This is a genomic window from Bulleidia sp. HCP3S3_C9 (assembly GCF_052064035.1).
Taxonomy (GTDB): domain Bacteria; phylum Bacillota_I; class Bacilli_A; order Erysipelotrichales; family Erysipelotrichaceae; genus Bulleidia.
Genome location: NZ_JBQHWJ010000035.1, coordinates 1 through 24,079, shown reverse-complemented (window position 1 = coordinate 24,079; position 24,079 = coordinate 1). Strand labels below are relative to the sequence as shown.

19 protein-coding genes and 1 other annotated feature are annotated in these 24,079 nt (G+C 36.1%); of the genes, 14 read left to right on the top strand and 5 right to left on the bottom strand.

All coding sequences use genetic code 11. The annotated features are described in order from the left end of the window. Positions 1 to 10 precede the first annotated feature (10 nt). Positions 11 to 403 carry an IS200/IS605 family transposase gene (gene tnpA, locus ACTND6_RS07160; protein WP_441023169.1) on the bottom strand — a complete coding sequence of 131 codons (393 nt, stop codon included), beginning with the start codon at positions 401 to 403 and terminating at the stop codon, positions 11 to 13. 204 nt (positions 404 to 607) lie between these two features. Between tnpA and ACTND6_RS07155 the strand changes: the two genes are divergently transcribed. Then, on the top strand, positions 608 to 2,263 hold the full coding sequence (locus ACTND6_RS07155; protein ID WP_441023171.1) for a glycoside hydrolase family 13 protein: 1,656 nt from the start codon (positions 608 to 610) through the stop codon (positions 2,261 to 2,263). Between the two features lie 20 nt (positions 2,264 to 2,283). Here ACTND6_RS07155 and ACTND6_RS07150 read toward each other — a convergent pair whose 3' ends face one another. Both ACTND6_RS07150 and ACTND6_RS07145 read right to left on the bottom strand, forming a co-directional pair. After that, on the bottom strand, positions 2,284 to 3,312 hold the full coding sequence (locus tag ACTND6_RS07150) for a putative ABC transporter permease (protein WP_441023174.1): 1,029 nt from the start codon (positions 3,310 to 3,312) through the stop codon (positions 2,284 to 2,286). Between the two features lie 91 nt (positions 3,313 to 3,403). Continuing rightward, the gene (locus ACTND6_RS07145) at positions 3,404 to 3,604 is read right to left on the bottom strand and encodes a cold-shock protein (protein ID WP_441023176.1); all 201 of its coding nucleotides are present in this window, start codon (positions 3,602 to 3,604) and stop codon (positions 3,404 to 3,406) included. Between the two features lie 236 nt (positions 3,605 to 3,840). Next, positions 3,841 to 4,049, top strand: a binding site (T-box leader). Between the two features lie 36 nt (positions 4,050 to 4,085). On the opposite strand from ACTND6_RS07145, the gene metG reads away from it, so the two are divergent. Next, positions 4,086 to 6,026, top strand: coding sequence for a methionine--tRNA ligase (gene metG / locus ACTND6_RS07140; protein WP_441023178.1), 1,941 nt, complete (start codon positions 4,086 to 4,088; stop codon positions 6,024 to 6,026). Positions 6,027 to 6,139: 113 nt separating this feature from the next. Here the strand turns inward: metG and ACTND6_RS07135 are convergent, their stop codons facing one another. Continuing rightward, positions 6,140 to 6,607, bottom strand: a complete 468-nt coding sequence (locus ACTND6_RS07135; RefSeq protein WP_441023180.1) for a hypothetical protein — start codon at positions 6,605 to 6,607, stop codon at positions 6,140 to 6,142. 192 nt (positions 6,608 to 6,799) lie between these two features. On the opposite strand from ACTND6_RS07135, the gene ACTND6_RS07130 reads away from it, so the two are divergent. The 6 genes from ACTND6_RS07130 (at position 6,800) to ACTND6_RS07105 (ending at position 16,944) form a co-directional block, all read left to right on the top strand. Continuing rightward, entirely contained in the window at positions 6,800 to 7,573 is a 774-nt protein-coding gene (locus ACTND6_RS07130) for an NAD(+)/NADH kinase (protein ID WP_441023181.1), read from the top strand. A gap of 21 nt (positions 7,574 to 7,594) precedes the next feature. Beyond that, positions 7,595 to 9,136, top strand: a complete 1,542-nt coding sequence (locus tag ACTND6_RS07125; protein ID WP_441023183.1) for a hypothetical protein — start codon at positions 7,595 to 7,597, stop codon at positions 9,134 to 9,136. A gap of 64 nt (positions 9,137 to 9,200) precedes the next feature. Beyond that, positions 9,201 to 11,738 carry a DNA mismatch repair protein MutS gene (mutS, locus tag ACTND6_RS07120; protein ID WP_441023184.1) on the top strand — a complete coding sequence of 846 codons (2,538 nt, stop codon included), beginning with the start codon at positions 9,201 to 9,203 and terminating at the stop codon, positions 11,736 to 11,738. Next, positions 11,725 to 14,574, top strand: coding sequence for an excinuclease ABC subunit UvrA (uvrA, locus tag ACTND6_RS07115; RefSeq protein WP_441023186.1), 2,850 nt, complete (start codon positions 11,725 to 11,727; stop codon positions 14,572 to 14,574). The genes mutS and uvrA overlap by 14 nt, the downstream gene beginning before the upstream one ends. A 64-nt stretch (positions 14,575 to 14,638) precedes the next feature. After that, positions 14,639 to 15,601, top strand: a complete 963-nt coding sequence (hprK, locus tag ACTND6_RS07110; RefSeq protein ID WP_441045078.1) for an HPr(Ser) kinase/phosphatase — start codon at positions 14,639 to 14,641, stop codon at positions 15,599 to 15,601. After that, positions 15,598 to 16,944 carry a prolipoprotein diacylglyceryl transferase family protein gene (locus ACTND6_RS07105; protein WP_441023190.1) on the top strand — a complete coding sequence of 449 codons (1,347 nt, stop codon included), beginning with the start codon at positions 15,598 to 15,600 and terminating at the stop codon, positions 16,942 to 16,944. Before hprK ends, ACTND6_RS07105 begins: the two co-directional genes overlap by 4 nt. Before the next feature lie 38 nt (positions 16,945 to 16,982). Here ACTND6_RS07105 and ACTND6_RS07100 read toward each other — a convergent pair whose 3' ends face one another. Then, positions 16,983 to 17,726 (bottom strand): 6-phosphogluconolactonase, encoded by a 744-nt coding sequence (locus tag ACTND6_RS07100; RefSeq protein WP_441023192.1) that lies wholly within the window; start codon positions 17,724 to 17,726, stop codon positions 16,983 to 16,985. Between the two features lie 111 nt (positions 17,727 to 17,837). Between ACTND6_RS07100 and rapZ the strand changes: the two genes are divergently transcribed. The 6 genes from rapZ (at position 17,838) to gap (ending at position 22,899) form a co-directional block, all read left to right on the top strand. Beyond that, positions 17,838 to 18,725 carry an RNase adapter RapZ gene (rapZ, locus tag ACTND6_RS07095; RefSeq protein WP_178175305.1) on the top strand — a complete coding sequence of 296 codons (888 nt, stop codon included), beginning with the start codon at positions 17,838 to 17,840 and terminating at the stop codon, positions 18,723 to 18,725. Then, positions 18,715 to 19,665, top strand: a complete 951-nt coding sequence (locus ACTND6_RS07090) for a gluconeogenesis factor YvcK family protein (protein ID WP_441023196.1) — start codon at positions 18,715 to 18,717, stop codon at positions 19,663 to 19,665. Before rapZ ends, ACTND6_RS07090 begins: the two co-directional genes overlap by 11 nt. Before the next feature lie 17 nt (positions 19,666 to 19,682). Beyond that, the gene (whiA, locus tag ACTND6_RS07085; protein WP_441023199.1) at positions 19,683 to 20,624 is read left to right on the top strand and encodes a DNA-binding protein WhiA; all 942 of its coding nucleotides are present in this window, start codon (positions 19,683 to 19,685) and stop codon (positions 20,622 to 20,624) included. Then, a complete protein-coding gene (locus ACTND6_RS07080) occupies positions 20,617 to 20,808 on the top strand; it encodes a hypothetical protein (protein ID WP_441023201.1) in 192 nt (63 codons plus the stop codon). Before whiA ends, ACTND6_RS07080 begins: the two co-directional genes overlap by 8 nt. Next, the gene (locus tag ACTND6_RS07075; protein ID WP_178175309.1) at positions 20,792 to 21,706 is read left to right on the top strand and encodes a GNAT family N-acetyltransferase; all 915 of its coding nucleotides are present in this window, start codon (positions 20,792 to 20,794) and stop codon (positions 21,704 to 21,706) included. The genes ACTND6_RS07080 and ACTND6_RS07075 overlap by 17 nt, the downstream gene beginning before the upstream one ends. A gap of 161 nt (positions 21,707 to 21,867) precedes the next feature. After that, complete coding sequence (gene gap / locus ACTND6_RS07070; protein WP_178175310.1) at positions 21,868 to 22,899, top strand: type I glyceraldehyde-3-phosphate dehydrogenase; 1,032 nt, start codon at positions 21,868 to 21,870, stop codon at positions 22,897 to 22,899. Positions 22,900 to 24,079: the final 1,180 nt, after the last annotated feature.

The following is a 24,079-nucleotide window of genomic DNA, read 5'->3' as shown; positions in this document are numbered from 1 at the left end:
ATATTTATACCTACACGCTTTTCTGATTCTCAATGTATTGTTTAATGACTGCAAGTGGAGCACCACCAACAGTGCTTACAAAATAACTGTTAGTCCACAAACTCGGAAGTCTTGATTTAAGCCAAGGAAATTCGGTTCTCAATACTTTAGAAGAATATCCTTTAATTTGTTTAACAGCTCTATGTACTCCGAATTGCGGGTCTACTTCCATAAGCAGATGCACATGATCTGGCATGATTTCCATTTCGATGATTTCGACATTCAGTGAGTCGCAGGTTTCTTTAATCAGCTCCTTCAAACGAACATCAACACCGTTTATCAAAACAGAACGTCGATACTTAGGACACCATACCACATGGTATTTGCAGGAATAGACAATATTATGATTAGATTTATATTCCATAAATATATTATACTGTTATGACGTATATAATTCAATAGAAATTAGATATCTTTCAGCAGTATAATTATTGTATGAGTCGCCTTGTATCCCCATTGCTAAAGCGAGAGGCTTTACGGCAACAATTGGTAAAAATAAGAAAATGAATTCTACTCATATTTGAGTTTGAATTGTATAATACTATCAGAAAGAATCGAGGAACATATAATGAGTGAATGGTGGAAGAAAGAAGTGGTGTATCAAATCTATCCAAGAAGTTTTTGTGATAGCAATCATGATGGAATCGGAGATATTCAAGGTATCATTAGTAAATTAGATTATTTAAAAGATCTTGGTGTTACGATGCTTTGGATTTGTCCAATGTATAAATCTCCTCTGGCTGATAATGGATATGATATTTCTGACTATTATGACATGTTAGAAGATTATGGAACAATGAAAGATGTGGATGCATTGATTGCGGAAGCAAAGAAAAGAAATATTGGCATCTTAATGGATCTTGTTATCAACCATACTTCTGATGAACATGCATGGTTTCAGGAAGCATTGAAAGATCCAGATAGCAAGTATAGAAACTACTATATCTTTAAGAAGGGCGTAGATGGGCATGCACCTACAAACTGGAGAAGTGTGTTTGGTGGATCTGTATGGGAAAAGGTTGAAAATGAAGATACGTATTATTTCCATGCGTTTGCTAAGAAACAGCCAGATTTGAACTGGGAAAATCCTGAAATGCGTAAGGATATTTATAAAATGATCAACTGGTGGCTGGATAAAGGTATTTCTGGCTTTAGAGTGGATGCAATCAACTTTATCAAGAAAGATCAGAGATGGTGTGATGGTGAAGTGGATGGTGCTGATGGATTGAGTGCCTGCTTCCAGTTCTGTAGAAATAAAGAAGGAATTGAAGATTTCTTTCATGAATTGAGAGAAGAAACATTTGACAGGCATCAATGTATGACAGTTGCTGAAGCTGTAGATGTTCCATATGATCAATTAGAAACATTTATTGGAAAGACAGGATGCTTTTCTATGATGTTTGACTTTATGTATTCAAATCTGGATATCACAAAGAATGAAGAGTGGTTCCCAGATCAGGATTGGTCTATCAAAGCATATAAAGATGCATTGTTTGCTTCTCAAATTGAAATCAATAAGCTTGGATGGGCTGGTGCATTCCATGAGAATCATGATATGCCTAGATCATTGAATCGTCTTGTGAAGAATCCTGCAGATCGAAATGGTAAAGCTGCGAAACTGTTAGGCAGTTTATTGATGTTCTTGAAATCTACACCGTATATCTATGAAGGTGAGGAAATTGGAATGATCAATAATGAAAGATCATCCATTGATGAATTTGATGATATTTCTTCACACAACCAATATACGCGTGCATTGGAAGAGGGCTATTCTAAAGAAGAAGCATTACATTTTGTGAATCGTAGAAGTAGAGATAATACAAGATCTCCAATGTGCTGGAACAGTAGTGAATATGGTGGATTCAGTGATGTGAAACCATGGCTTGCATTGAACGAGCATGCGAGTGAAATTAATGTGGAAAAGCAAATCAATGATCCTGATTCTGTATTATCTTTCTACAAGAAAGCAATTGCATTACGACAAAAGAACGTTGATTTAATTGTGGATGGTTCTTTTGAAGCGTTAGATACATGTGATGAAGTTGTTGCGTATCGTAGAGCGAATGATAGTGAAGAAATCATTTGTATCAATAATATGAGTGGAGAGGAACATGAAGTAAACATTGAAGATACGTATGAAGTACTCTTATCCAATGCAGATGTTAATTATAAGGATCATAAATACCAACTATCTCCTTGGCAGACAATTGTATTAAAGAAATAATGCTGATCATTTGATCAGCATTATTTAAATTCGAGATTTGCATAGATTTTCTGCATTTTCTGATCTGAATAATGGTTGTCCAGATAGATTTCAAATGCATTGTCTGCCTGAATATTCTGTGTTCTTTCATACCATCTGAATACCGTAGCACCAGACATGAAAGAGTTGAAAAGCATAAAGACTAATAATATTGTAGTGAGTGGTTTGCCTGTTTTATTTGGAATCTTTAAAATCCATGTTGCCATGATTGGATAAATGGTTTTGATCCAGAGGATTCCTAAAATACCCCAGAAGATGGAGTATTCCAGGCAGATTCTACCATTCAAGTTATATGGCATACTGGAATAATCCCATGAAGTGGATCCAAATGCCATTTCCTGGAGGAAACTACATGCATATTCCACAACAGAACCACTGATAAATCCACCAATAAAGGAATAGATACTGCTTCTGTTTCTATATTTGTATAAACTATATGTCAATACAAGAGCACCAAATCCATAAACGAGATTGAATGGTCCATAAATTAAGCCGACTCTTGATTCGTAGTGTCCTCTTGTGATAAGGCACCAGATTGTTTCAATGACAACACCGCCAAAGCATCCAATAAAGAAAACCCAGAACAGTTTATAGAAAGTATCACCGGCTGCAAAATGCTTGGTGATTTTTTCTTCGTAGTCAATTTCTGCATTTGTTGGCTTGACGGGCAAGAGCTTAACTTTCTTATTGCTTTTTCTTTCGAAGCGTTCTGCTTCTTTAACACGTGTTTTTAATTCATCGGATTGCTTTCTTGCTTTTAATGACAGACGTGCATAGTTTTCGGATTCATCTGTTAATAATTCTGCTTCTTCAAGCATGGCATTTTTTAAACGCGGCATTGTTGAGATGCCTTGTTGTGTGCCTTTTGCGAGTGCATCGTATTGAGAATGCAGAGTTGCATCTGTTACTTCTTCTAAATCTTTTAGATCTTGCTTTGTTTTTGTATAACGATACTTTAATTTTTCGTTGATGTCATTTGTTTTTTCTTTTTGATTGAATAAATTGAACATGCAAATATTATAGAGTCTTTTAGGTAAAGTAAAAAGAGACTTTCGTCTCTTTTTGCGACGCTTGCTTTCAAATAATTCGATATGAATCAAATTAGAGCTTTACGACGTTGGAAGCTTGTGGTCCACGATCACTTTCAGTTACATCAAATTGAACAGAAGCTCCTTCATCGAGTGTTTTGTATCCATCAGACTGGATTGCAGAATAATGTACGAATACATCCTTTCCATCTTCAGCAGTAATGAATCCATAACCCTTTTCAGCGTTGAACCATTTAACTTTTCCTGTTGCCATTTTTAAGTCTCCATTTCTACATATCCCAATAACTAATTGTAAATAAATTAAAACTAGATACCTGTATGTAAGTACAATCATAGAATTATTTTGGTCAAAAATCAAGGATTTGTGTAAACGTTTTCCTGGATGAAAGTGTATATTTTCAAGAAATAAGCATCAACATTTCTTTTCGAAATCAATCCTGCTTTCTTTTCTCTTTTCAAAATGTGCAATAAACCGTATAATATAAGGACTTAAAAGCTTTGAAGGAAAGAGTAGTTTCTGAATCATTCTTTAGAGAGCAGATGGATGGTGAGAATCTGTGAATGAAGGGAATGAACATGGGTCTGGAGCTGGATATTCTAATAGAATATCCCGGAAGAACTCCGTTAAAACAAATGAGTGTCTCTATAGAATATGTAGAGGAAGATAAAGGTGGTAACGCGTGCAAGACGTCCTTTCATTAGGGATGTCTTTTTCATTTTTAAGGAGGTAAAACATGGAAAACAAAGGACCATATTATTTAACAACAGCGATTGCGTATACTTCAGGAAAGCCACATATTGGTAACGTATATGAAATCGTATTAGCGGATGCAATTGCTCGCTATAAAAGACAGGTAGGCTATGATGTTCGTTTTCAGACAGGAACAGATGAACATGGTCAAAAGGTAGAAGAAAAGGCAACAAAGGCTGGTGTTTCTCCTAAGGCATTTGTTGATGAAGTATCTAAGGAAATCAAGAATCAGTTTGATGTTATGAATGTTTCTTATGATAAATTTATGAGAACAACGGATCCATATCATGAAAAGCAGGTTCAGAAGATCTTTAAGAAACTCTATGACAAGGGTGATATCTATAAGGGTCATTATGATGGCTTGTATTGTCAGGAATGTGAAGCATTCTATACAAAATCTCAGATCACAGAAGATGGTAAATGTCCTGTCTGTGGTGGTGAATTAAAGGAAATGCAGGAAGAAGCATATTTCTTTAAGATGAGTAAGTATTCTGATCGTTTGATTAAGTATATTGAAGATCATCCTCATTTTATTCAGCCTGAAAGTAGAAAGAATGAAATGATCAATAACTTCTTGAAACCAGGTCTTCAGGATCTTTGTGTTTCTAGAACATCCTTTAAGTGGGGTATTCCAGTTGATTTTGATCCTAAGCATGTTGTTTATGTCTGGATTGATGCATTGACAAACTATATTACTGGTCTTGGTTATGATGTTGATGGAAACAGTGATCCATTATTTGATAAGTACTGGCCAGCTGACCTTCATTTGATTGGTAAGGACATTGTTAGATTCCATACAATTTACTGGCCAATTATGTTGATGGCATTGGATGTTCCACTGCCTAAGCAGATCTTTGGTCACCCATGGTTACTCACTGGTGATTCTAAGATGAGTAAGTCTAAAGGTAATGTCATCTATGCGGATGATCTTGTATCTTTATTTGGTACAGATGCAGTGAGATATATTATGCTTCACGAAATGCCATTTGCACAGGATGGTCATATCACATATGATCTCATGATTGAAAGAATTAACAGTGATCTTGCGAATAACCTAGGTAACTTAGTCAATCGTACATTATCTATGGAAAATAAATACTTCAATGGTGTTGTTGCAAATCCAAATGAAGTTGAAGATGTTGATGCTGATCTGAAGAGTGTTGCAATGAATACTGTGAAGCTTGTTGATGAATCTATGGATACATTACATGTTGCGGATGCCATTGATCATATTCTTGATTTGTTCTCTAGATGTAATAAGTACATTGATGAAACAGAACCTTGGAAACTCGCTAAGGATCCTGAAAAGATTGGCAGACTTGCTACAGTACTTTACAACTTATTAGAATCTGTGCGTATTGGTGCAATTCTATTGAAGCCATATCTACCTGAGACAGCTGAAAAGATTCTGCAGTCTTTGAATACTGAAAAGACAAGTGAAGATGATTTAACATTCGGCTTGCTTGAAAATGGAAGTAAGATTACAGATAAGCCAGAAATCTTATTTGCTAGACTCAAGGAAGAAGAAGTAATGGCTAAGGTAGAAGAGATTCAGAATCGAATCAAGAAAGAAGTAAAAGAAGCCAAGAAGGAAGTAAAGGGTGAAGTTACAATTGATGACTTTGCGAAACTTGATTTGAGAGTTGGTAAGGTATTATCTTGTGAAAAGCATCCTGATGCGGATAAGCTGTTGATTTTGACAGTAGACTTAGGCGAAGGTAAACCTAGACAGATCGTTTCTGGTTTAGCTGCTTCTTATACACCGGGTCAGATGATTGGAAAGCATGTAGTAGTTATCGCAAACCTTGCCAAGGCTACAATTCGTGGCGAAGAAAGCAATGGTATGCTGCTTGCTGGTAAGGAAAATGGTCAGATCGCTGTTGTTGAAGTGAACGGACTTTCTGCTGGTACAAAAATTAGCTAAAGTAATGGAGAAGTGAAATCAGAATACTGAGAGTAACTTCTTTTTTGATGATATAAATAAAGAGAACCTGTTGTTGTATGGTTCTCTTTATTGGTTATTTGATGAATTGTAATCTAGATTTTTTGAATTGGAAGGACAACTACTTTTTTATCAATTCTTCCTAGGATGTCAAAACTTGTATCTCCAATCACAACGATATGAAAATCAAAAGTTTCCAGGAAATTCTGCAGTTCATTCAATTGCTGATCCGATCCTTTAATGTATAAAGTGGAGCAGCAGCTGCTGCGGTATTTTTTTACTGCTGTCTGTAAAGCGTCTGGAATGAGAGACGTATCCCTTGCGTTAGCATCACCTTCATCAACTATGTCATAGATACCTTTTAGATATTCTTCTTCGTTATCTAATTGAAAATCTATTCCATCTGATAAGTACAAGATGGAAATATAGGAATTGTCATCTGCTTGAGTAATGTATGCAAATATTTCAGCATCGCATGGATATACCTTCAGTGTAGAATATGTGTCAGCTGAACAGCCAAATATGAAAATAAGTAGAGAAGAAATAATGAATAATTTTTTCATAACATCTCCTTTCTGTACTTACAATATAATTAATTTTCATTGAAGGAACAGTCTTTTTTTCTTTATGATATTTTGTATAATTTAAATGAATGGGAGTTGCAATTGTCTGCAACCTTTTATATTTGCATTTTTGCATGGATAGAATCTGTAGAGCAACTTCTTTTTTCTTTTGGATACGTTTATACTTAAGGCATGGAAAAATATACAGTTGTATCAAAACTTGATGAAGTATCAAAAAAAATAGAGAAAGAAATTGATGATAGATTGTGTCAATTTGATTTTATAAGAGATGATGAGAATCCAGAAACTGTGATTGTTGTGGGTGGAGATGGTACATTTATTTATGCGGTACATCAATTTATGGATCGTTTAAAAGATGTACGTTTCTATGGTTTGCATACAGGTACACTGGGATTTTATTCTGATTATCAGGATCATGAAGTAGATGAGTTTTTAGATGTATTGATTCATCATGAAGGAAAAGAAGAGATATTGTCTGTTTTGCGTGGTGAAGTGAATGGAAACTGCTATTATGCATTGAATGAAATTCGTGTGGAAAATGCTGCGAGAACACAAGTGATGGATGTGTATGTCAATGATATTCAGCTGGAAACGTTTAGAGGTACGGGGATGTGCGTATGTACACAATTAGGATCCACCGCATATAATCGTTCTCTTGGCGGTGCTGTTTTACAGGAAGGTCTGGATTTAATTGAGATGGTTGAGATTGCAGGAATTCATCATAGCAAATATAGAAGCCTGGATGCACCGCTTGTATTAAAGAGTGATAGTGTGATTCGATTTGAATCAGAGAGTTTTGAAGGTGCTTTATTAGGTGTGGATAGTGATGTGTATCCATTAGAAGATTGCAAAAAGATCGAAATCAAGATATGCGGTGCTAGACATATCAGAGTGTTAAGAGGTAAGAAAGTATCATATTTTGATCGTTTAAAAACGTTGTATTAAATGTGGTAGAATAGTGTCTGTATGAAAAAGTGGAGAAGTTTGTTTGAAATTGTGAAATTTCCAATTGAAGTGCTGTTTTTAGCATTTCTTTTATGTGGAATTGGAAATTTATTAACAAATAATATATTTGGAATCGTCTATTTAATAGATAACGATTATGTGAAGATGTTTGCGGAAGTTCTCATGCGTATTGGTCAATTTATCATTGTTAATTTTCCGTTGCTATTCTTGTTGCGTATTGTGACTAGAAAAAATGGATCAAGTATGACGATCATGAGTGCATTTGTTGGATATGTAGCTTTCTTATGTACGACGATGATTGTAACAAGAACGGATCTGACAACAACTGCGTATTCATCAATTCTAGGCCTAAGCTTGTCGAAATCATCAATTGCTTCGTACACAGGTATTACACTATATCCGTTACAGACAGGGCTTATTGGAATTGCGGTGGTTGCGATTGGAACACTTGTTGCGTTTACAAATTCTAAGAAAAAGAGCGGATATGGTTTGTTTTCATTTATTTCTAGAGATGTTGGATGTGTAATCAATGTATTGTTATATTCCATTGCTGTGGGTGTTCTATTTGCCTATGGATGGCCATTTGTCATTATGGCAGTGAATAAACTGATTAGTTTTATTTCTGTAGATACGACAAATCCAGTGAATCTAACATTATATGGTATTCTGGATTCATTCTTTTCTACATTGAATCTTGGTACATTGATTCGTTTTCCATTCTGGTATGGCATAAATGGTGGCAGCTGGGTAGGCATGACTGGTACAGTTGCTACGGGAGATGTAGCGGTATGGAGTGCACAGATTCTAAGTGGTGCTATCAAAGGTCAGGCGGGCAGATTTATTACACCATACTATATCTTAAATATATTTGCGATTCCTGGAATGATCTGGGGTATGTATTCTTTAGAAACAAATCCTTTGCATAAACCTAGAATGCGTATGATTTGTATTATCGCAACGATTACGTCTTTCATTTCTGGTACATTGCTTCCAATAGAATTGATGTTGTTCTTTTTAGCACCCTTGTTATATATGGCGCATTTAGCATGTACTGGTTTCTTGTTTGGCTTGTTACAGGGATTACATTTGTATCTTGGATTTAATTCTTCAGATACTTCTTCTATGACGGCTCTTGTTGGAACATTGCCGGAATTGATTACGTATGTAACAAACAAAGATTTTCAGATGACAATTGTTTATCTTTTGATTATTGGTGCATGTATCTTGCTTGTATACTTCTTTATGACACGATTCTACTTTACGAATCTGGCAGTAGACTTGTTTAGAACAGGTGATCAGGAAAGACTGGTAACAGGTGTATTAAAAGGTCTTGGCGGCATTGAAAATATTAAAGTACTGGAATCTAATTGCTTTGTATTATCTGCTTCTATCTATGATGCAAATAAGCTGGATACTTCCAGACTGAAGCGACTTGGTGCAAGTAAAATTGTTGAAACAGTGACAGGGTTTGATATTTATTTTGGTGCGACGAGTACAATGATAAGAAAAGGAATTGAAAAAGAAAGAAGAAACGTTAAATGACTTGTGGAATACTGCAAGTCATTTTTCTTATCTGGTGGTATGTGCGTGCTATAATAATGACATTATGGCAAAAGAAAAAACATATTCACCAATGATGCAGCAATATCTCAAAACGAAAGAGAACTATCCGGACACGTTAGTGTTTTATCGTATAGGGGATTTCTATGAGATGTTTTTTGATGATGCAAAGATTGCATCAAAAGAATTAGATTTGATTTTAACTGGCAAAAATGCTGGTGTTGAAGAAAAGATTCCTATGTGTGGTGTTCCTCACCATGCGGCACAGTCATATATTCAGCGACTCGTCGCTAGAGGTTATAAGATTGCGATTGTTGAACAGATGCAGGATCCAAAAGAAGCACAAGGTATCGTACAGCGCGATGTTATTCGCGTCATTACTCCAGGTACAGTGATGGAAGAAATCACGGATGAGAAATCGAGTGTATATTTAGCTGCGATTACAGATTATTCCTATGGCTATTCTATTGCTTTTGTAGAAGTTTCTACAGGAGAAAACTATGTGGAGAATTGTGAACATAAGGATTCTGTATTGCTGCAGCTGATTTTAAAGAACAATGCGAGAGAAATTGTTGTTCATAAGGGATTTAGAGAAAAGATCATCAAACAGTTAAGAAATATGCAGGTAACAATTTCTTATTGTGAAGATGACTCTATTGACAGTCAGTATTTCCCACTATGTGAAGCAATCAAAAAAGAGTATGACCGTAGATCCTATGGTATGATGCTCCACTACCTGGAAGAAACGCAAAGACACATGCTTTCTCATTTACAGCCTTGTACAGTGGAAACAGAAGCATCTTCTTTGTATATGGATTATTCCACAAGAATTAATCTAGAATTGACAAAACCACTGCATGAAAATGGCAAGGCAATTACATTGTGGTCTTTTCTGGATGTCTGCAAGAGTGCAATGGGTTCTAGACAATTGCGCAAATGGATTGAAAAGCCACTTGTGGATCAGGAATTGATTGAAGATCGCTATGCAAAAGTGGAATGGCTGATGAAGAATTTCATGGCTAGAAGCAGTGTTAGAGAGTCTTTGTATAACATTTATGATCTGCAAAGATTGATTGCACGTTGTGCGTTAAGTACTGCCAGTCCAATTGATATCCAGCGTTTATCAAAAACATTGCAGGAAGTACCAAATATTCTTCAAAAGCTGGATTGTGATGAATTTAAAGAATATCGTCATATTGATCCGTTGAGTTCATTATATGAAAAATTAAAAGATGCATTTGTTGAAAATCCTTCAGTGAATCTGAGTGATGGTGGTGCATTTCGTGATGGATATAACGCTGCGTTAGATGAGGCACGTTCCATTCAAAAAGGTGGAAAAGATTTTATTGCTTCATTGGAAGCACAGGAAAAAGAAAGAACAGGAATTAAAACATTAAAAGTTGGTTTTAACAAGGTTATTGGTTATTTTATTGAAATTTCTAAGGGCGCCTGTAAAGATGTGAAACCTGAGTGGGGCTATATTCGTAAACAGACGTTAACAAATAATGAAAGATTCATTTCTCCTGAACTGAAAGAAAAAGAAGAGATGATCCTGCATGCACAGGAAAATGCAATTCGTATTGAAAAGGAATTGTTTTCTCAATTGTTAGATGAGGTGAAGGGATATCTTCCTCAGTTACAGAAACTGTCTAAAGTATTGGCTGAAATTGACTGCTATTGTGCGTTAAGTGAAGTTTCCAGCAAATATCATTATGTAAAACCTGAATTTAGTGATGATGAATTAGATATTGAAAATGGAAAACATCCAATTCTGGATGAAATGATGAAGAATCCTAGATATGTATCAAACTCTGTAAAGATGGATCAAAGTCAAAGTATTTTATTGATTACGGGTCCTAACATGGGTGGTAAATCTACATATATGAGGCAAACAGCTTTGATTATTATTATGGCGCAGATTGGATGCTTTGTTCCTTGTAAATCATGTAAAATGCCTGTCTTTGATAAGATTTTTACGCGTATTGGTGCGAGTGATGATATTTTGAGTGGTCAGTCTACGTTTATGGTAGAAATGAGTGAAGCAAATCGTGCATTGCAGGAAGCAAGTGAACATTCTTTGATTTTGTTTGATGAAATTGGCAGAGGCACATCTACATATGATGGCATGGCGTTAGCACAAAGTATGATTGAATATATTGCGACATGTATTCATGCGAAAACAATGTTTTCTACACACTATCATGAATTAACAATGTTAACGGATAATGTGGATTGTGTTAGAAATGTCCATGTTGTTGTGAAAGAAAACAATGAAGAAGTAACATTCTTATATAAAATCAAAGATGGTCCTGCTGGACAGTCCTACGGTATTAACGTTGCTAGACTTGCGGGTTTACCGGAAAGTGTATTGTCTCGTGCAAAACAGTTGCAGAAGGAACTGGAAAGCAAGAAGCGTGTCGTTCAGCAGAATTTCCAGCTTGTTGAAATGGAAAGAGAAGATACTAAATCAGATGCGATTCGAGAGAAACTGTTATCTATCGATATTGATGATATGTCACCTCGTGATGCGTGGAATATGCTGAATGATCTTTGTGAAGAGGAAAAGAAAGATGAAAAACGATAAATTGATTATTCGTGGTGCGCGTGAAAATAATCTTAAAAATATTTCCTTGGAAATTCCTAAGAATTCTCTTGTCGTGATGACGGGATTATCTGGAAGCGGAAAAACATCTTTAGCGTTTGATACGATCTATGCAGAGGGACAAAGAAGATATGTAGAATCTTTGTCTGCCTATGCCAGACAATTTCTAGGAGGTGTAGAAAAGCCGGATGTAGAAGCAATTGAAGGTCTTTCTCCAGCAATTTCCATTGATCAGAAAACAACAAGCAACAACCCTCGTTCTACAGTAGGAACAGTGACTGAAATTTATGACTATTTAAGATTATTGTATGCAAGATGTGGAACACCGTATTGTCCAAATCATAATATTCCAATTACTGGTCAAACAGTGCAGGAAATGGTGGATACGGTTATGCAGTATGAAGATCGAAGCAGATTAACGATTCTTGCACCTGTTGTAAAAAATAAAAAAGGAACATTTAAGGATGTGTTCTCTAAATTAATGAAAGAAGGATATATCCGTGTTCGTGTGGATGGTGAAATTCGTCTTTTAGAAGATGACATTGAGCTGGAAAAGAATAAACGACATGATTTAGATGTTGTTGTGGATCGTATTGTAAAAACAGAGGATTCTAGAAGTAGAATTTATGATTCTATTGAAACTGCTTTAAAGCTGGCAGATGGTAAAGTGATTGTTTTAAATGGAGAAGAAGAAAAGCTTTTCTCTGAAAATTATAGCTGTCCGATCTGTGGGTTCTCTGTAAGTGCGCTAGAACCTAGACTGTTTTCATTCAATGCACCATTAGGTGCATGTCCAACATGCCATGGTTTAGGAATTACAGAAGAAGTGGATGTGAATAATCTGATTCCGGATCCTTCTTTGTCTATCCGTGAAGGTGCAGTTCGTTATTATAAGAATATTGTTGATACAGAAAATATTGAATGGCAGACATTTACAATTCTATGCAAGGCATACAAGATTGATATCGATGCCCCTGTTTCTACGTTAACAGAAAAACAGATGGAAGTGATCTTGCATGGCTCTGATAAACCAATCAAGTACACAATTACTTCTTCTGGTGGAAATACATATCAGAGAAATGATTTCATTGAAGGCATCAAAGATCTGATTGAAAGAAGATATGTTGAGACAACATCCTCCTGGCATAAAGACTGGTATCATTCTTTCATGGTGGAAAGCGCATGTCCAACGTGTCAGGGAAAGCGTTTGAATGAACAGGCGTTATCTGTGCGTGTTGGGGATAAGAACATTGCGGAATTTACAAAGATGTCAGTCAAAGATGCAAATACATGGATGGATGCATTAAAGCTGGATGAAGAAAAGACAAAGATTGCAGAAATGGTCTTGAAAGAAATTAAATCTAGATTGCATTTCTTAAGCAATGTTGGTTTAGATTATTTGACATTAGATCGTCTTGCAGGAACATTATCTGGTGGGGAATCACAAAGAATCCGTCTGGCAACACAGATTGGTTCTCAGCTATCTGGTGTATTGTATGTTATGGATGAACCAAGTATCGGCTTGCACCAGAGAGATAATGCAAAACTCATTCAGACAATGAAAAACATGAGAGATCTTGGAAACTCTTTGATTGTTGTGGAACATGATGAAGAAACAATGATGGCTGCAGACTGGATCGTAGATATTGGCCCAGGTGCTGGTATTCATGGTGGAAATGTGATGGCAAGTGGGACACCACAAGATGTTATGAAAGTGGAAGATTCTATCACTGGACAATATCTTGCGGGTAAGAAATTGATTCCATTACCTGAGAAGAGAAGAAAAGGCAATGGTGCATTTATTGAACTCAAAGGTGTGGAAGAACACAACTTAAAGAAAATCAATGTAAAATTTCCGTTAGGAAAACTTGTTGTGGTAACAGGTGTGAGTGGATCTGGAAAGTCTACGCTTGTAAATGATGTATTTATGAAAGCAGTACTTGTTAATCTTGGTAGAGCGAAAATTCATCCTGGAAAGTACAAGTCAATCAAGGGATTAGAAAACATTGATAAACTGGTACAAATCGATCAGCAGCCAATTGGCAGAACACCTAGAAGTAATCCAGCAACATATACGGGTGTGTTTGATGATATTCGTGATGTGTTTGCTAAAACTCCAGAAGCAAGAATGAGAGGGTATGATAAAGGCAGATTCTCATTTAATACAAAAGGTGGCAGATGTGAAGCATGCCAAGGAGATGGTGTGAAAGTGATTCGTATGAATTTTCTGCCAGATGTTTATGTACCTTGTGAAGTGTGTCATGGAAAGAGATACAATGAAGAAACATTGCAGTGTACATATAAAGGAAAGAATATCTTTGATGTACTGGAAATGTCGATTGAAGAAGCAACGTCTTTCTTCTCTAATCATCCTAAGATCAAGAAGAAACTACAGACACTTTGTGATGTAGGCTTAGGTTATATGAAGCTTGGACAATCTTCTACAACGTTGTCTGGCGGAGAAGCGCAAAGAGTTAAGCTGGCGAGTGAATTACAGAAACCAGCAACAGGGAAAACAGTTTATATTCTGGATGAACCAACAACAGGTTTACATACAGATGATGTAAAACGTTTGATTGAAGTTCTAGAGAGAATTGTTGATAATGGAGACACTGTAGTAGTCATTGAACATAATCTGGATGTGATCAAGTGTGCAGACTATATCATTGATCTAGGACCAGAAGGTGGAGATCAGGGTGGAACGGTTGTTGCAACAGGCACACCAGAACAAATTTCAAAAGTAAAAGAATCCTGGACAGGACAATACTTGTTAAAAGCGTTAGAATGGACTAGGGAACATCAAGAGGGGAAGAAGTAATATTTCTTTTCCTTTTGTTATTTAAAGAGCATGTTATAATAGGCAACAGCGGAGGTACAATGAAATGGCCGATGAAATGTATGATAAGAAAGTGACAATTCGAGAACTTGTAGATTTTTTTAAGTTTGAAAGATTGACAGGAAATGACGAATCTTTGAAACGCTGGACAGTTGTTCCAGATGTTAATAGACCTGGATTTGAATTGTGTGGTGTATATAAAAAAACAGAACCACGTAGAATCGTGGTGATTGGAAACAGGGAATCTGAATTTATTCGTACGATGTCTGAAGAAGATCAAAGAACACGTTTTCCTTTGATTACAGATGGTTTGACACCTGCTGCGATTATTACCAAAAATAATGATTTACCTCCAATTTTAAAAGAGGTTGCGGAAAGTACAAATTTCCCGGTTTTGAGAACAAACATGGAAACATATCGTCTGATGGCAGATATTATTACATATCTTGATGAAAAACTTGCACCAGAAGATACAATGAGTGGAACATTGATGAGTATTCGTGGTGTTGGTGTTCTATTGACGGGTGAGTCTGGAATGGGTAAGAGTGAAACGGCATTGGAATTGATCCGTGAAGGAAATGTATTGATTTCTGATGATAGAGTTGATGTAATTCATATTCATAACCATATTTTAGGACATGCACCAGATATCATTAAAGGACTGCTTGAAATCCGTGGCATTGGGATTATTGATGTTGAAAAAATGTTTGGTGCAATGGCTATTTCTGACAGTGCAGATGTGGATCTTGTAATTAAGCTTGTTCCATTTGAAGCAGATGCAGACTATAACAGACTAGGTGATGAGACGATGCGTTATACAAGAATATTGAATGTTCTTGTCCCTACACTTGTATTGCCAGTTTCTGCTGGTAGAAATACTGCTGCGTTGATTGAATCTGCAGTATCAAATTTCAGATTGAGCGAAGCTGGATTTAACAGTGCAGATGAAATCCGTGAAAGATTTAAGGATTTTATGGTTGCGGCAAATGAAAGAGAGGGGAAAGCATGATTTGGTTCCCTGATTTATCCACGATTGTTTCGGTTGGGGGAATTACAATCAAGTGGTATGCATTCACTTTAGTCTTGGGGTGCATTGTTGGATATCTCTATTTGTCTCAGGCAATGAAAGCACATGGGTATAAACAGGCAGTTTCAGATGATCTTCTTGTACTGATTCTGGTGAGTGGTATTGTTGGTGGAAGAATTTTCTGGGTACTTGAGAATATGAAGAATTATTCCATGTATGCCTGGTATGTATTTGCGATTGGTGATGGTGGAATCGATATCCTTGGATCTTTACAGGCAATATCTCTTGTGATACTGCTTTATGGCAAGAAACATCATCTTTCCTTCCGCAGAACGATGGATGTTGTTAGTACGGCATTGTTATTGACAATTACAATTGCGCGTGTAGGTAGAGCGTTGGAACTGCCTTCAGTGTGGTATTGTGTTGGAATCAACATCTTTGAATTCTTGATCATCTATTGCGTAATGAGAACGTATTCTCCACTACGTAGAAGAGGCGATGCATTTGCGGTCATGTTTATGTTGACGGGATTTGATCGTCTTGCTGCAATGGCATTCCATTGGGATCCTTTAGCTGTTAGAAACTTTCCTTCCTGTATCGTTGTGGAAGTGATTGGTATTCTATTGTGGTCATATTCAAGATTCTTTGATAAAAGAAAACCAGTTGTTTTATTTGATTTTGATGGAACTATCATGGATAGCGAACAGATGATCATTGGATGCTTTGCATACTTATTTCAAAAGTATGGAAATATCAAAGATTTCACAAAAGAAGTACAACAGGAAGTATTTGGTCCACCTTTAAGAGATGAATTGAAAAAGTTATTTCCTGATCAGAATGCAGATGTATTGATGAAGGAATATACGAAATTCCAGAAATCTTTGCCTGGCAGACACTTAGTATCTACACTTCCGCATGTTGAAGAAGTGTTAAAGGAATTGAAGAAAAAAGGTTATGTTGTGGCAATTGTAACTTCTAGATTATCTGAATCTTGTGAGACTTGGGTTGAAGATCTGGAAATTGAGGAATATATTGATCTTGTTGTTGGCACAGAACGCTATAGACATGCAAAACCAAAACCGGATGGCATCATTGAAACATGTGAAATGTTGAATGTTGGACATGACAGCGTTATGTATGTTGGTGATAATGTTTCAGATGTACAGGCTGGCAAGAATGCTGGTGTATATACTGTTGGTTTTATCACAAATGAAGAAAAACGTGAAAAAATCGAAGCAGAGAAACCAAATGCAACGATTTCTGATATCACAGAATTGTTGACTCTTCTGGATGCAAAGCATGCATGGAGTAATGATTTGATCTAATCAAAAAAGCTCAGAATGATATCTGGGCTTTTTCGTATTTAGTCTAATTTTTTAACTGGTCCGTTAATATCTTCTTCAGAGAGTAGGCTTGCGGCATCTTCATCTGCAATGACTGTAAAGTTAGGATGCAGACGCAGGATTGTTGCTGGGAGTTCTTCACTGATTGGTTCTGTCAGGAATTTTTTGAAGATTTCTGCTTTATGCTTTCCATTTACAATCAATACTAAGTGCTTAACTTTCATTAAAGAAGCAGGTCCCATTGTGATGGAATATGGGTGTGATGTATTATTTGGATAATTTGGATTTGCTTCGACTGTTACGTGTCTGGCACGTGCATATGTCAAAGCATCCATTGGCGTACATCTTGGACAGTTGGAACAGAAATGACCATCAAATCCAAGTCCAATCAGCATGACATCAATACCACCGGCTCTTGCAATTTCTTCGTCAAATGTTTCGTAGTTTTCCATGCTTGGAATATGGATTTTTTCATCAGGGATATTTGCGCCCTTGAAGAACAGTTCCTGCATTTCAGTCCAGTTAGGTCCTGGCTGACCTTTCTTTTCCCCAACTTCTGGTGCTTCATCAAAAAGGTAGTAGTCAACATCTTTGAATTGTGGCTTGTCTTTTACATAAGGAACCATCATTTGATACATTGTTCTTGGGGATGATCCAGATGTAAGTGAAACGTTTACTTTCTTGTCCTGCATCATTGTGCCTAAAATGATCTGCATGGCACTTTCGCTCATTGCGTGTTCGTCTTTTTCAATAATGATTTTCATTTGAATTCTCCTATATCTGAATTAACCATAGAAAATCTAGACTGAAATGTCAATGGATAGTGAAAGAATTGGAATAATGTTTTATCATTATATAGACCAGGAGGATGTTTTATGGAAAAAAGTGTTTCAGAAAAGAATAAAAGAGTCATCTTGGTATCTGGAATGAGTGGTGCGGGCAAAAGTGTCGCAACGAGAAGTCTGGAAGATATGGGATATCATGTTATTGATAATTTTCCTGTACAATTGGTTTCATTGCTTGTGGATATGATTGAAACAAGTATTGATCCTCGTTATAGCTATATTGCACTATCAACTTCAGCACAGGATTTTCCAGCTTTTTTAAGACTTTTAAAGGGACAGAATTTTGAAGTGCAGGTTTTGTTTTTAGATGCAAATGATTCAGTACTGTTACATCGCTATAAGAGTACAAGAAGAACACATCCTCTTTTATTAAGTAATACATGTAATACACTGGATGAAGCAATTTCAGTAGAAAGACAGATGTTTTCTAGAAATTTAAATAATTCCTTTATTACAATTGATACATCTTTCTTGAGTGAAAAGGAATTTAAAAAGAAACTGGAATCTTATTTCTCTAAGGAACAAGTGCCTGTGTTTTCTATTTCTTTTGAATCTTTTGGGTATAAGTATGGTGTTCCATTAGATGCAGATCTTATGGTTGATGTACGTTTCTTGCCAAATCCGTTCTGGGAAGTTTCTTTAAGACCATATAATGGAAATGATAAATGTGTTTATGACTATGTCATGGAAAAACCTGAAACAAAAGAATTCCTGGAAAAGCTGACTTCTTTTATGGATTATGCATTAACACAATACGCAAATGAAGGAAAGAATCATTTTACAGTAGCAATTGGCTGTACAGGTGGTCAGCATAGATCTGTCAGCATTACAAACTGGCTGTATGATCATTACAGTAAGAAATATAGATGCTATAAACAACATCGTGAAGAAAAGGAATGGCTTCGTAATGAAGAATAAAAAAGTTGTTATCATTGGTGGTGGACATGGACAGTCTACCATCTGTAAAGGAATCAAAAATATTGAGGGAATTGATATCAGTGCAATTGTAACTGTTGCAGATGATGGTGGATCTACAGGTAGATTGCGGAAACAGTTTCATATTCCAGCAATGGGTGATATCCGTAATGTCATGATTGCATTGAGTGCAAATGATGATTTGATGACAGAATTGATGGAATATCGATTTGATGATCCAAATGGTACCGAAGAAGATGTTGCGGGTCATAATCTAGGAAACTTGATTTTGACAGCATTGACACAAACTTGTGGATCATTTTTTGAAGCTGTTCAGAAAATTCAGAATATTTTAAATGTCAAAGGTAAGATCATACCTGCGACTTCACAAGTCATTACATTATATGCACAGATGGAAGATGGTGTTGTTGTTAGAGGTGAAGCAAATATTCCTGATGTGAATAACCATATCAAAAAAGTATTTTATGAAACGTTTGTTGTTGCGGAAAAGGAAGCAATTCATGCAATCAAAGAGGCAGATTTGATTATTTATGGTATTGGTTCTGTCTATACAAGTATCTTGCCAAATGTTATTATTCCTGATATTCGTTCTGCTTTGCAGCAGTCACATGCAAAGAAAGTATATTTCTGCAATGCAATGAGTCAGCCAGGAGAGACGGATGGCTATAGTGTGGAAGATCATGTAGAAGCGCTGAAAAAACATGGGGCACCTGTAGATGCGGTGGTGGTTGCTTCTGATCCAATTCCCCAGAAAAGTATTCAAGCTTACCGTGCAGAAGGCAGTACGGTTGTATCTATTATGAAAGCGCAACATGATTATCAGATCATTGAAGAACCATTGTTATATTTCGATGGGCATTTGATCCGTCATGATCCTGAAAAAATAAAAGAAGTTGTGGAAAAACTAGTATCTGCGTTATAGGAAGAGAGTTGTAGAGAGTGTCATTTTCATCAATTGTTAAACAAGAAGTTTCACAGAAAATTATGGAAGGTAACGATGCAAGAGCAGAGTTATCTGCTTTAATACAGATGTGTTCATCATTATCTTTTTCTAATCGAGGGATGACGATTCTAGTAACTGTTGAAAATGCGGCAGTTGCCAGAGTGATTTATCGCATGGTGAAAGAAAGATACAATAGTGAAATTGAATTGTTTGTTAAGAAGAAAATGAACTTGAAGAAGAATCGTATTTATGGATTGCGTATTCTTTCTGCAGCGCCCGTAATACTGATGGATCTTGGTATCTACAGTGCAAGAGGCTTGTTAGAAAAACCATTACAGAAAATTGTTGCTTCAGATAATAATGCACGTGCATATCTTGTTGGTGCATTTTTGGCTGGTGGTTCTATCAACCCTCCAGAAAAAACAAATTATCATCTGGAAATCACAGCCGCAAATGAAGAACATGCGTTCTTTATTCAAGAAGTGATGAATCGTTTTTATTTGAATGCAAAAGTGATTGAAAGAAGAAATAAATTTGTTGTATATATTAAAGCTGCTGAAAAAATAGCGGATTTCTTGAGAATTATTGAAGCGGAACAGGCATTATTCAGTTTTGAAAATATTCGCATCGAAAGAGATCTCGCAAATAATATTCAACGATTGAATAATATTGATGTTGCGAATGAAATGAAAGCGCAGTCTGCAGCCGCAAAGCAACTGGAAGATATTCGAAAAATTGAACAGATGGGTAAATATGAGACATTAGATCAGAAACTGAAAGATGTCATTGAAATTCGAAAAGAATATCCAGAAGCATCGTTGAATGAACTGTGTAATTATTTGGCTGAAAAAACAAAAAAATCAGTTTCAAAATCTGGTATTCGTCATCGTTTTGTGAAGATTCATGATATTGCGGCAGATGGTGAAGAAAATGCGTAAGAAAGATATGTATGTCGTTGGAATAGATGTACTCATTGTACTTGCTCTTATCGTATGGAAAAAAGAGTTATGGATGTTTTTTGTGGTTCTTGGTGTGATGAGTGTAATGAGTTATTATAGAACAATGCATTTGATACAAAATACACAGGGAAAGGATGATAACAATCATGATCAAAAGAGCTGAAAGAGAAAATATAGATGAAATAAAAAGATTGTGGAAAGTCTGCTTTCCTGATGTTGATGAAAGATATCAAGACTTTTTCTTTAAAAATGTAGTAAGACCTGAAGATTGTTATATTAAAGTTTTAGAAGGAAAAATCGTTGCGACGCTAGTTCGTAATAAACATGCATTGATGTTTAATTCTCGTGTACTGCAGGCAAGTATGATCATGGGCGTTGCGGTACATCCAGAGTATCGTCATAGAGGATATATGCATGAAATGATGGATATCATTGTGGATGCATGTGAGCACAGTGAATTGCTGACTTTGATTCAGACAGAAAAACCAGAAATGTATGAACCATTTGGTTTCCGTACGATCTACCAGCGAACACAATTCCAGATTCAAAGAAAAGACGTCACAAGAATTACTAATTTTGGATGTGCATATGATCCAGCACCATTAGATTTGTTGAAAGTGTATTCTGCATTTATTAAGCGTTTTAATGGATTCTACGCTAGAGATTTGGGATATTTTGTCAATTACAAGAAAGAAATTAAAGCAGTTGGTGGAAAAATCGTTGCATATTATAACGGAAAAGACCAGATTCAAGGATATGCAGCTATGATTCCTGATGGAGAACAGTTAAAGGTACAGGAAATGATTTATCTTGACTCTATGTCATTGATTAAATTGTGTAATGCGGCATTGCAGGAAAGAAAGATTGTGAATCTGTATGTATCAGAAGCAGAAGACCTTTCAAAAGTGTTCCCAGAAGCATTGAAAAAATCATATCCATCTACAATGGTTCGCTTGAATGATTCTAAGTTATTTACGAAGCTGTTTCGAAAGAAAATAGATACGATTGAAGAGGCTTTTGCGATATCTCATAGACCGCTGAATTTGAATGAATTTTATTAATTGTGTACCACGTGTCAATGGCATGTGGTATTTTTTCATGATATTTGCAACAGAATGAATGAATTGTTGAAAAATGAAACAAATCAAATAATTCACAATTGACGATATTCATTCTAAATTCTATAATTTAATAGCAACAAAAGGAGGTCTTTTAAGACAATATGACAGATGTAAGAGTTGCTATTAATGGTTTTGGCCGTATCGGCCGTCTTGCTTTCAGACAGATGTTTGATGCTGAAGGATATGAAGTAGTTGCTATCAACGATTTAACAACACCTCATATGCTTGCTCACCTTTTAAAGTATGACTCATCTCAGGGTCGTTACGTTGAAATCGGTCACGAAGATGATGTTACTGCTGATGATGAAGCAGGTACAATCACAGTTAAGGGTAAGACAATTAAGATTTACAAGGAACCAGATGCAAATAACTGCCCATGGGGCGATCTAGATGTTGATGTAGTTCTTGAATGTTCAGGTTTCTACACATCCAAGGCTAAGGCTCAGGCTCACATCAATGCTGGTGCTAAGAAGGTTGTTATTTCTGCTCCTGCAGGAAATGATCTTCCAACAATCGTTTACAATGTAAACCACGAAACATTAACACCAGAAGACAAGATCATCTCTGCTGCTTCTTGTACAACAAACTGCTTAGCTCCTATGGCTAAGGCTCTTAACGAATTAGCACCAATCGAATCTGGTATCATGTGCACAATCCATGCATACACAGGTGATCAGATGATTCTTGATGGTCCACAGAGAAAGGGCGATTTAAGAAGATCTAGAGCTGGTGCAGTTAACATCGTTCCTAACTCAACAGGTGCTGCAAAGGCTATCGGTCTTGTAATTCCTGAATTGAACGGTAAGTTAATCGGTGCTGCTCAGCGTGTACCTACTCCTACAGGTTCTACAACATTATTATTCGCAGTTGTAGATAAGGCTGTAACAGTTGACGAAGTTAACGCTGCTATGAAGGCTGCTGCTACTGAATCATTCGGTTACAACACAGACCCAATCGTATCTAGCGATATCGTAGGTATGAGATTCGGTTCATTGTTCGATGCTACACAGACAATGGTTTCCCCATTAGCTGATGGCAAGACACAGGTTGAAGTAGTTTCTTGGTATGACAATGAGAACTCTTATACTTCTCAGATGGTTCGTACAATCAAGTACTTCGCTAACGTTAAGTAATTAACAATTAAGCAACCAAAATTAGATGGTAGAGAAATCTGCCATCTTTTCTTATGTCTGGATAACAAAAAAACACATCCGTAGATGTGTGTAGTATTGACCCTCAACAATATAATTATACAGAAAATAATTTACGAATAATAGACTATTCTTTTGGAAAATCCATTGTATATTATAAGTACAAACAAAGAAGAAGTACTTCTCATTCAAAGGAGGTCATATCATATGAGAGGACCAGGTATTCATTAAGAGTAGCTGAAAAAGCTACATCATTAAAATATTTCATCTAGACAAGAACTAAAACATTCTTAGAGTAAGAATGTAATTAAAGATGAAAAAAATGTAGGCATCTGTCTTACAAAAGAGCATCTACTTATAAACATTGGTGTGAGGTTGCATAGAATAATTAAAAAATTGTTCATGTGAATCACATATCAACGTAGAAGGAGGTCATAATATATATGAAAGGACCAGGAATTTATTGAGAGTAGCTGAAAAAGCTACACAATAAGAGATTTCATCTAAACGAGAACTAAAGCATTCTTAGAGTAAGAATATAATTAGAGATGAAATTCATGCCAATACATCTGACTTAACTCAAGATATATGAGCTGATAAACATTGATGTGAGGGGGTACATAGAACAATTGAAAAATTGTTTATGTGAATCACATATCAACGTAAAAGGAGGTCATATCATATATGAGAGGACCAGGAATTCATTAAGAGTAGCTGAAAAAGCTACACTAACAATTGAAAAGATCTAAAGCTGAGCAAAACAGAAAGACCAATAGATTCAATATTCGATAAAACCTGTTACAGAAAATAATTGTTTAACGATTATAACAAGAGTAACAAGTAAACATGCCGAGATTACTAGATGAATCATGGAAGCTTTATTCAGATTGTAATAAAGGAAGATATGAAATCATTTGATGAAGAGATGACAAGTTGAGGAAAGAAAAATCTAGAAGAATCATAAGTGCACAATGGTTCGATAAATTGGTTGAGTATAAGTAAGTGGAAAGCTTTAGATGAAATAAAGAGAATCCGAAAGGATTCTCTTTTGTGGGTGTGCCGGGCATGGCGCTAATTCAGTCAGAGATAAACTGACCACAGGTCTTTACCGCCAAGTGTAGTAAACCACAAGCTGTTGGCAGTGATGCCATGAGTGAAGGAA

What these genes read in the sequence shown, in the direction of transcription:
- tnpA (WP_441023169.1), bottom strand. Translation starts at nt 403, where the DNA reads ATGGAATATAAATCTAATCATAATATTGTCTATTCCTGCAAATACCAT.
- ACTND6_RS07155 (WP_441023171.1), top strand. Translation starts at nt 608, where the DNA reads ATGAGTGAATGGTGGAAGAAAGAAGTGGTGTATCAAATCTATCCAAGA.
- ACTND6_RS07150 (WP_441023174.1), bottom strand. Translation starts at nt 3,312, where the DNA reads ATGTTCAATTTATTCAATCAAAAAGAAAAAACAAATGACATCAACGAA.
- ACTND6_RS07145 (WP_441023176.1), bottom strand. Translation starts at nt 3,604, where the DNA reads ATGGCAACAGGAAAAGTTAAATGGTTCAACGCTGAAAAGGGTTATGGA.
- metG (WP_441023178.1), top strand. Translation starts at nt 4,086, where the DNA reads ATGGAAAACAAAGGACCATATTATTTAACAACAGCGATTGCGTATACT.
- ACTND6_RS07135 (WP_441023180.1), bottom strand. Translation starts at nt 6,607, where the DNA reads ATGAAAAAATTATTCATTATTTCTTCTCTACTTATTTTCATATTTGGC.
- ACTND6_RS07130 (WP_441023181.1), top strand. Translation starts at nt 6,800, where the DNA reads ATGGAAAAATATACAGTTGTATCAAAACTTGATGAAGTATCAAAAAAA.
- ACTND6_RS07125 (WP_441023183.1), top strand. Translation starts at nt 7,595, where the DNA reads ATGAAAAAGTGGAGAAGTTTGTTTGAAATTGTGAAATTTCCAATTGAA.
- mutS (WP_441023184.1), top strand. Translation starts at nt 9,201, where the DNA reads ATGGCAAAAGAAAAAACATATTCACCAATGATGCAGCAATATCTCAAA.
- uvrA (WP_441023186.1), top strand. Translation starts at nt 11,725, where the DNA reads ATGAAAAACGATAAATTGATTATTCGTGGTGCGCGTGAAAATAATCTT.
- hprK (WP_441045078.1), top strand. Translation starts at nt 14,639, where the DNA reads ATGGCCGATGAAATGTATGATAAGAAAGTGACAATTCGAGAACTTGTA.
- ACTND6_RS07105 (WP_441023190.1), top strand. Translation starts at nt 15,598, where the DNA reads ATGATTTGGTTCCCTGATTTATCCACGATTGTTTCGGTTGGGGGAATT.
- ACTND6_RS07100 (WP_441023192.1), bottom strand. Translation starts at nt 17,726, where the DNA reads ATGAAAATCATTATTGAAAAAGACGAACACGCAATGAGCGAAAGTGCC.
- rapZ (WP_178175305.1), top strand. Translation starts at nt 17,838, where the DNA reads ATGGAAAAAAGTGTTTCAGAAAAGAATAAAAGAGTCATCTTGGTATCT.
- ACTND6_RS07090 (WP_441023196.1), top strand. Translation starts at nt 18,715, where the DNA reads ATGAAGAATAAAAAAGTTGTTATCATTGGTGGTGGACATGGACAGTCT.
- ACTND6_RS07080 (WP_441023201.1), top strand. Translation starts at nt 20,617, where the DNA reads ATGCGTAAGAAAGATATGTATGTCGTTGGAATAGATGTACTCATTGTA.
- ACTND6_RS07075 (WP_178175309.1), top strand. Translation starts at nt 20,792, where the DNA reads ATGATCAAAAGAGCTGAAAGAGAAAATATAGATGAAATAAAAAGATTG.
- gap (WP_178175310.1), top strand. Translation starts at nt 21,868, where the DNA reads ATGACAGATGTAAGAGTTGCTATTAATGGTTTTGGCCGTATCGGCCGT.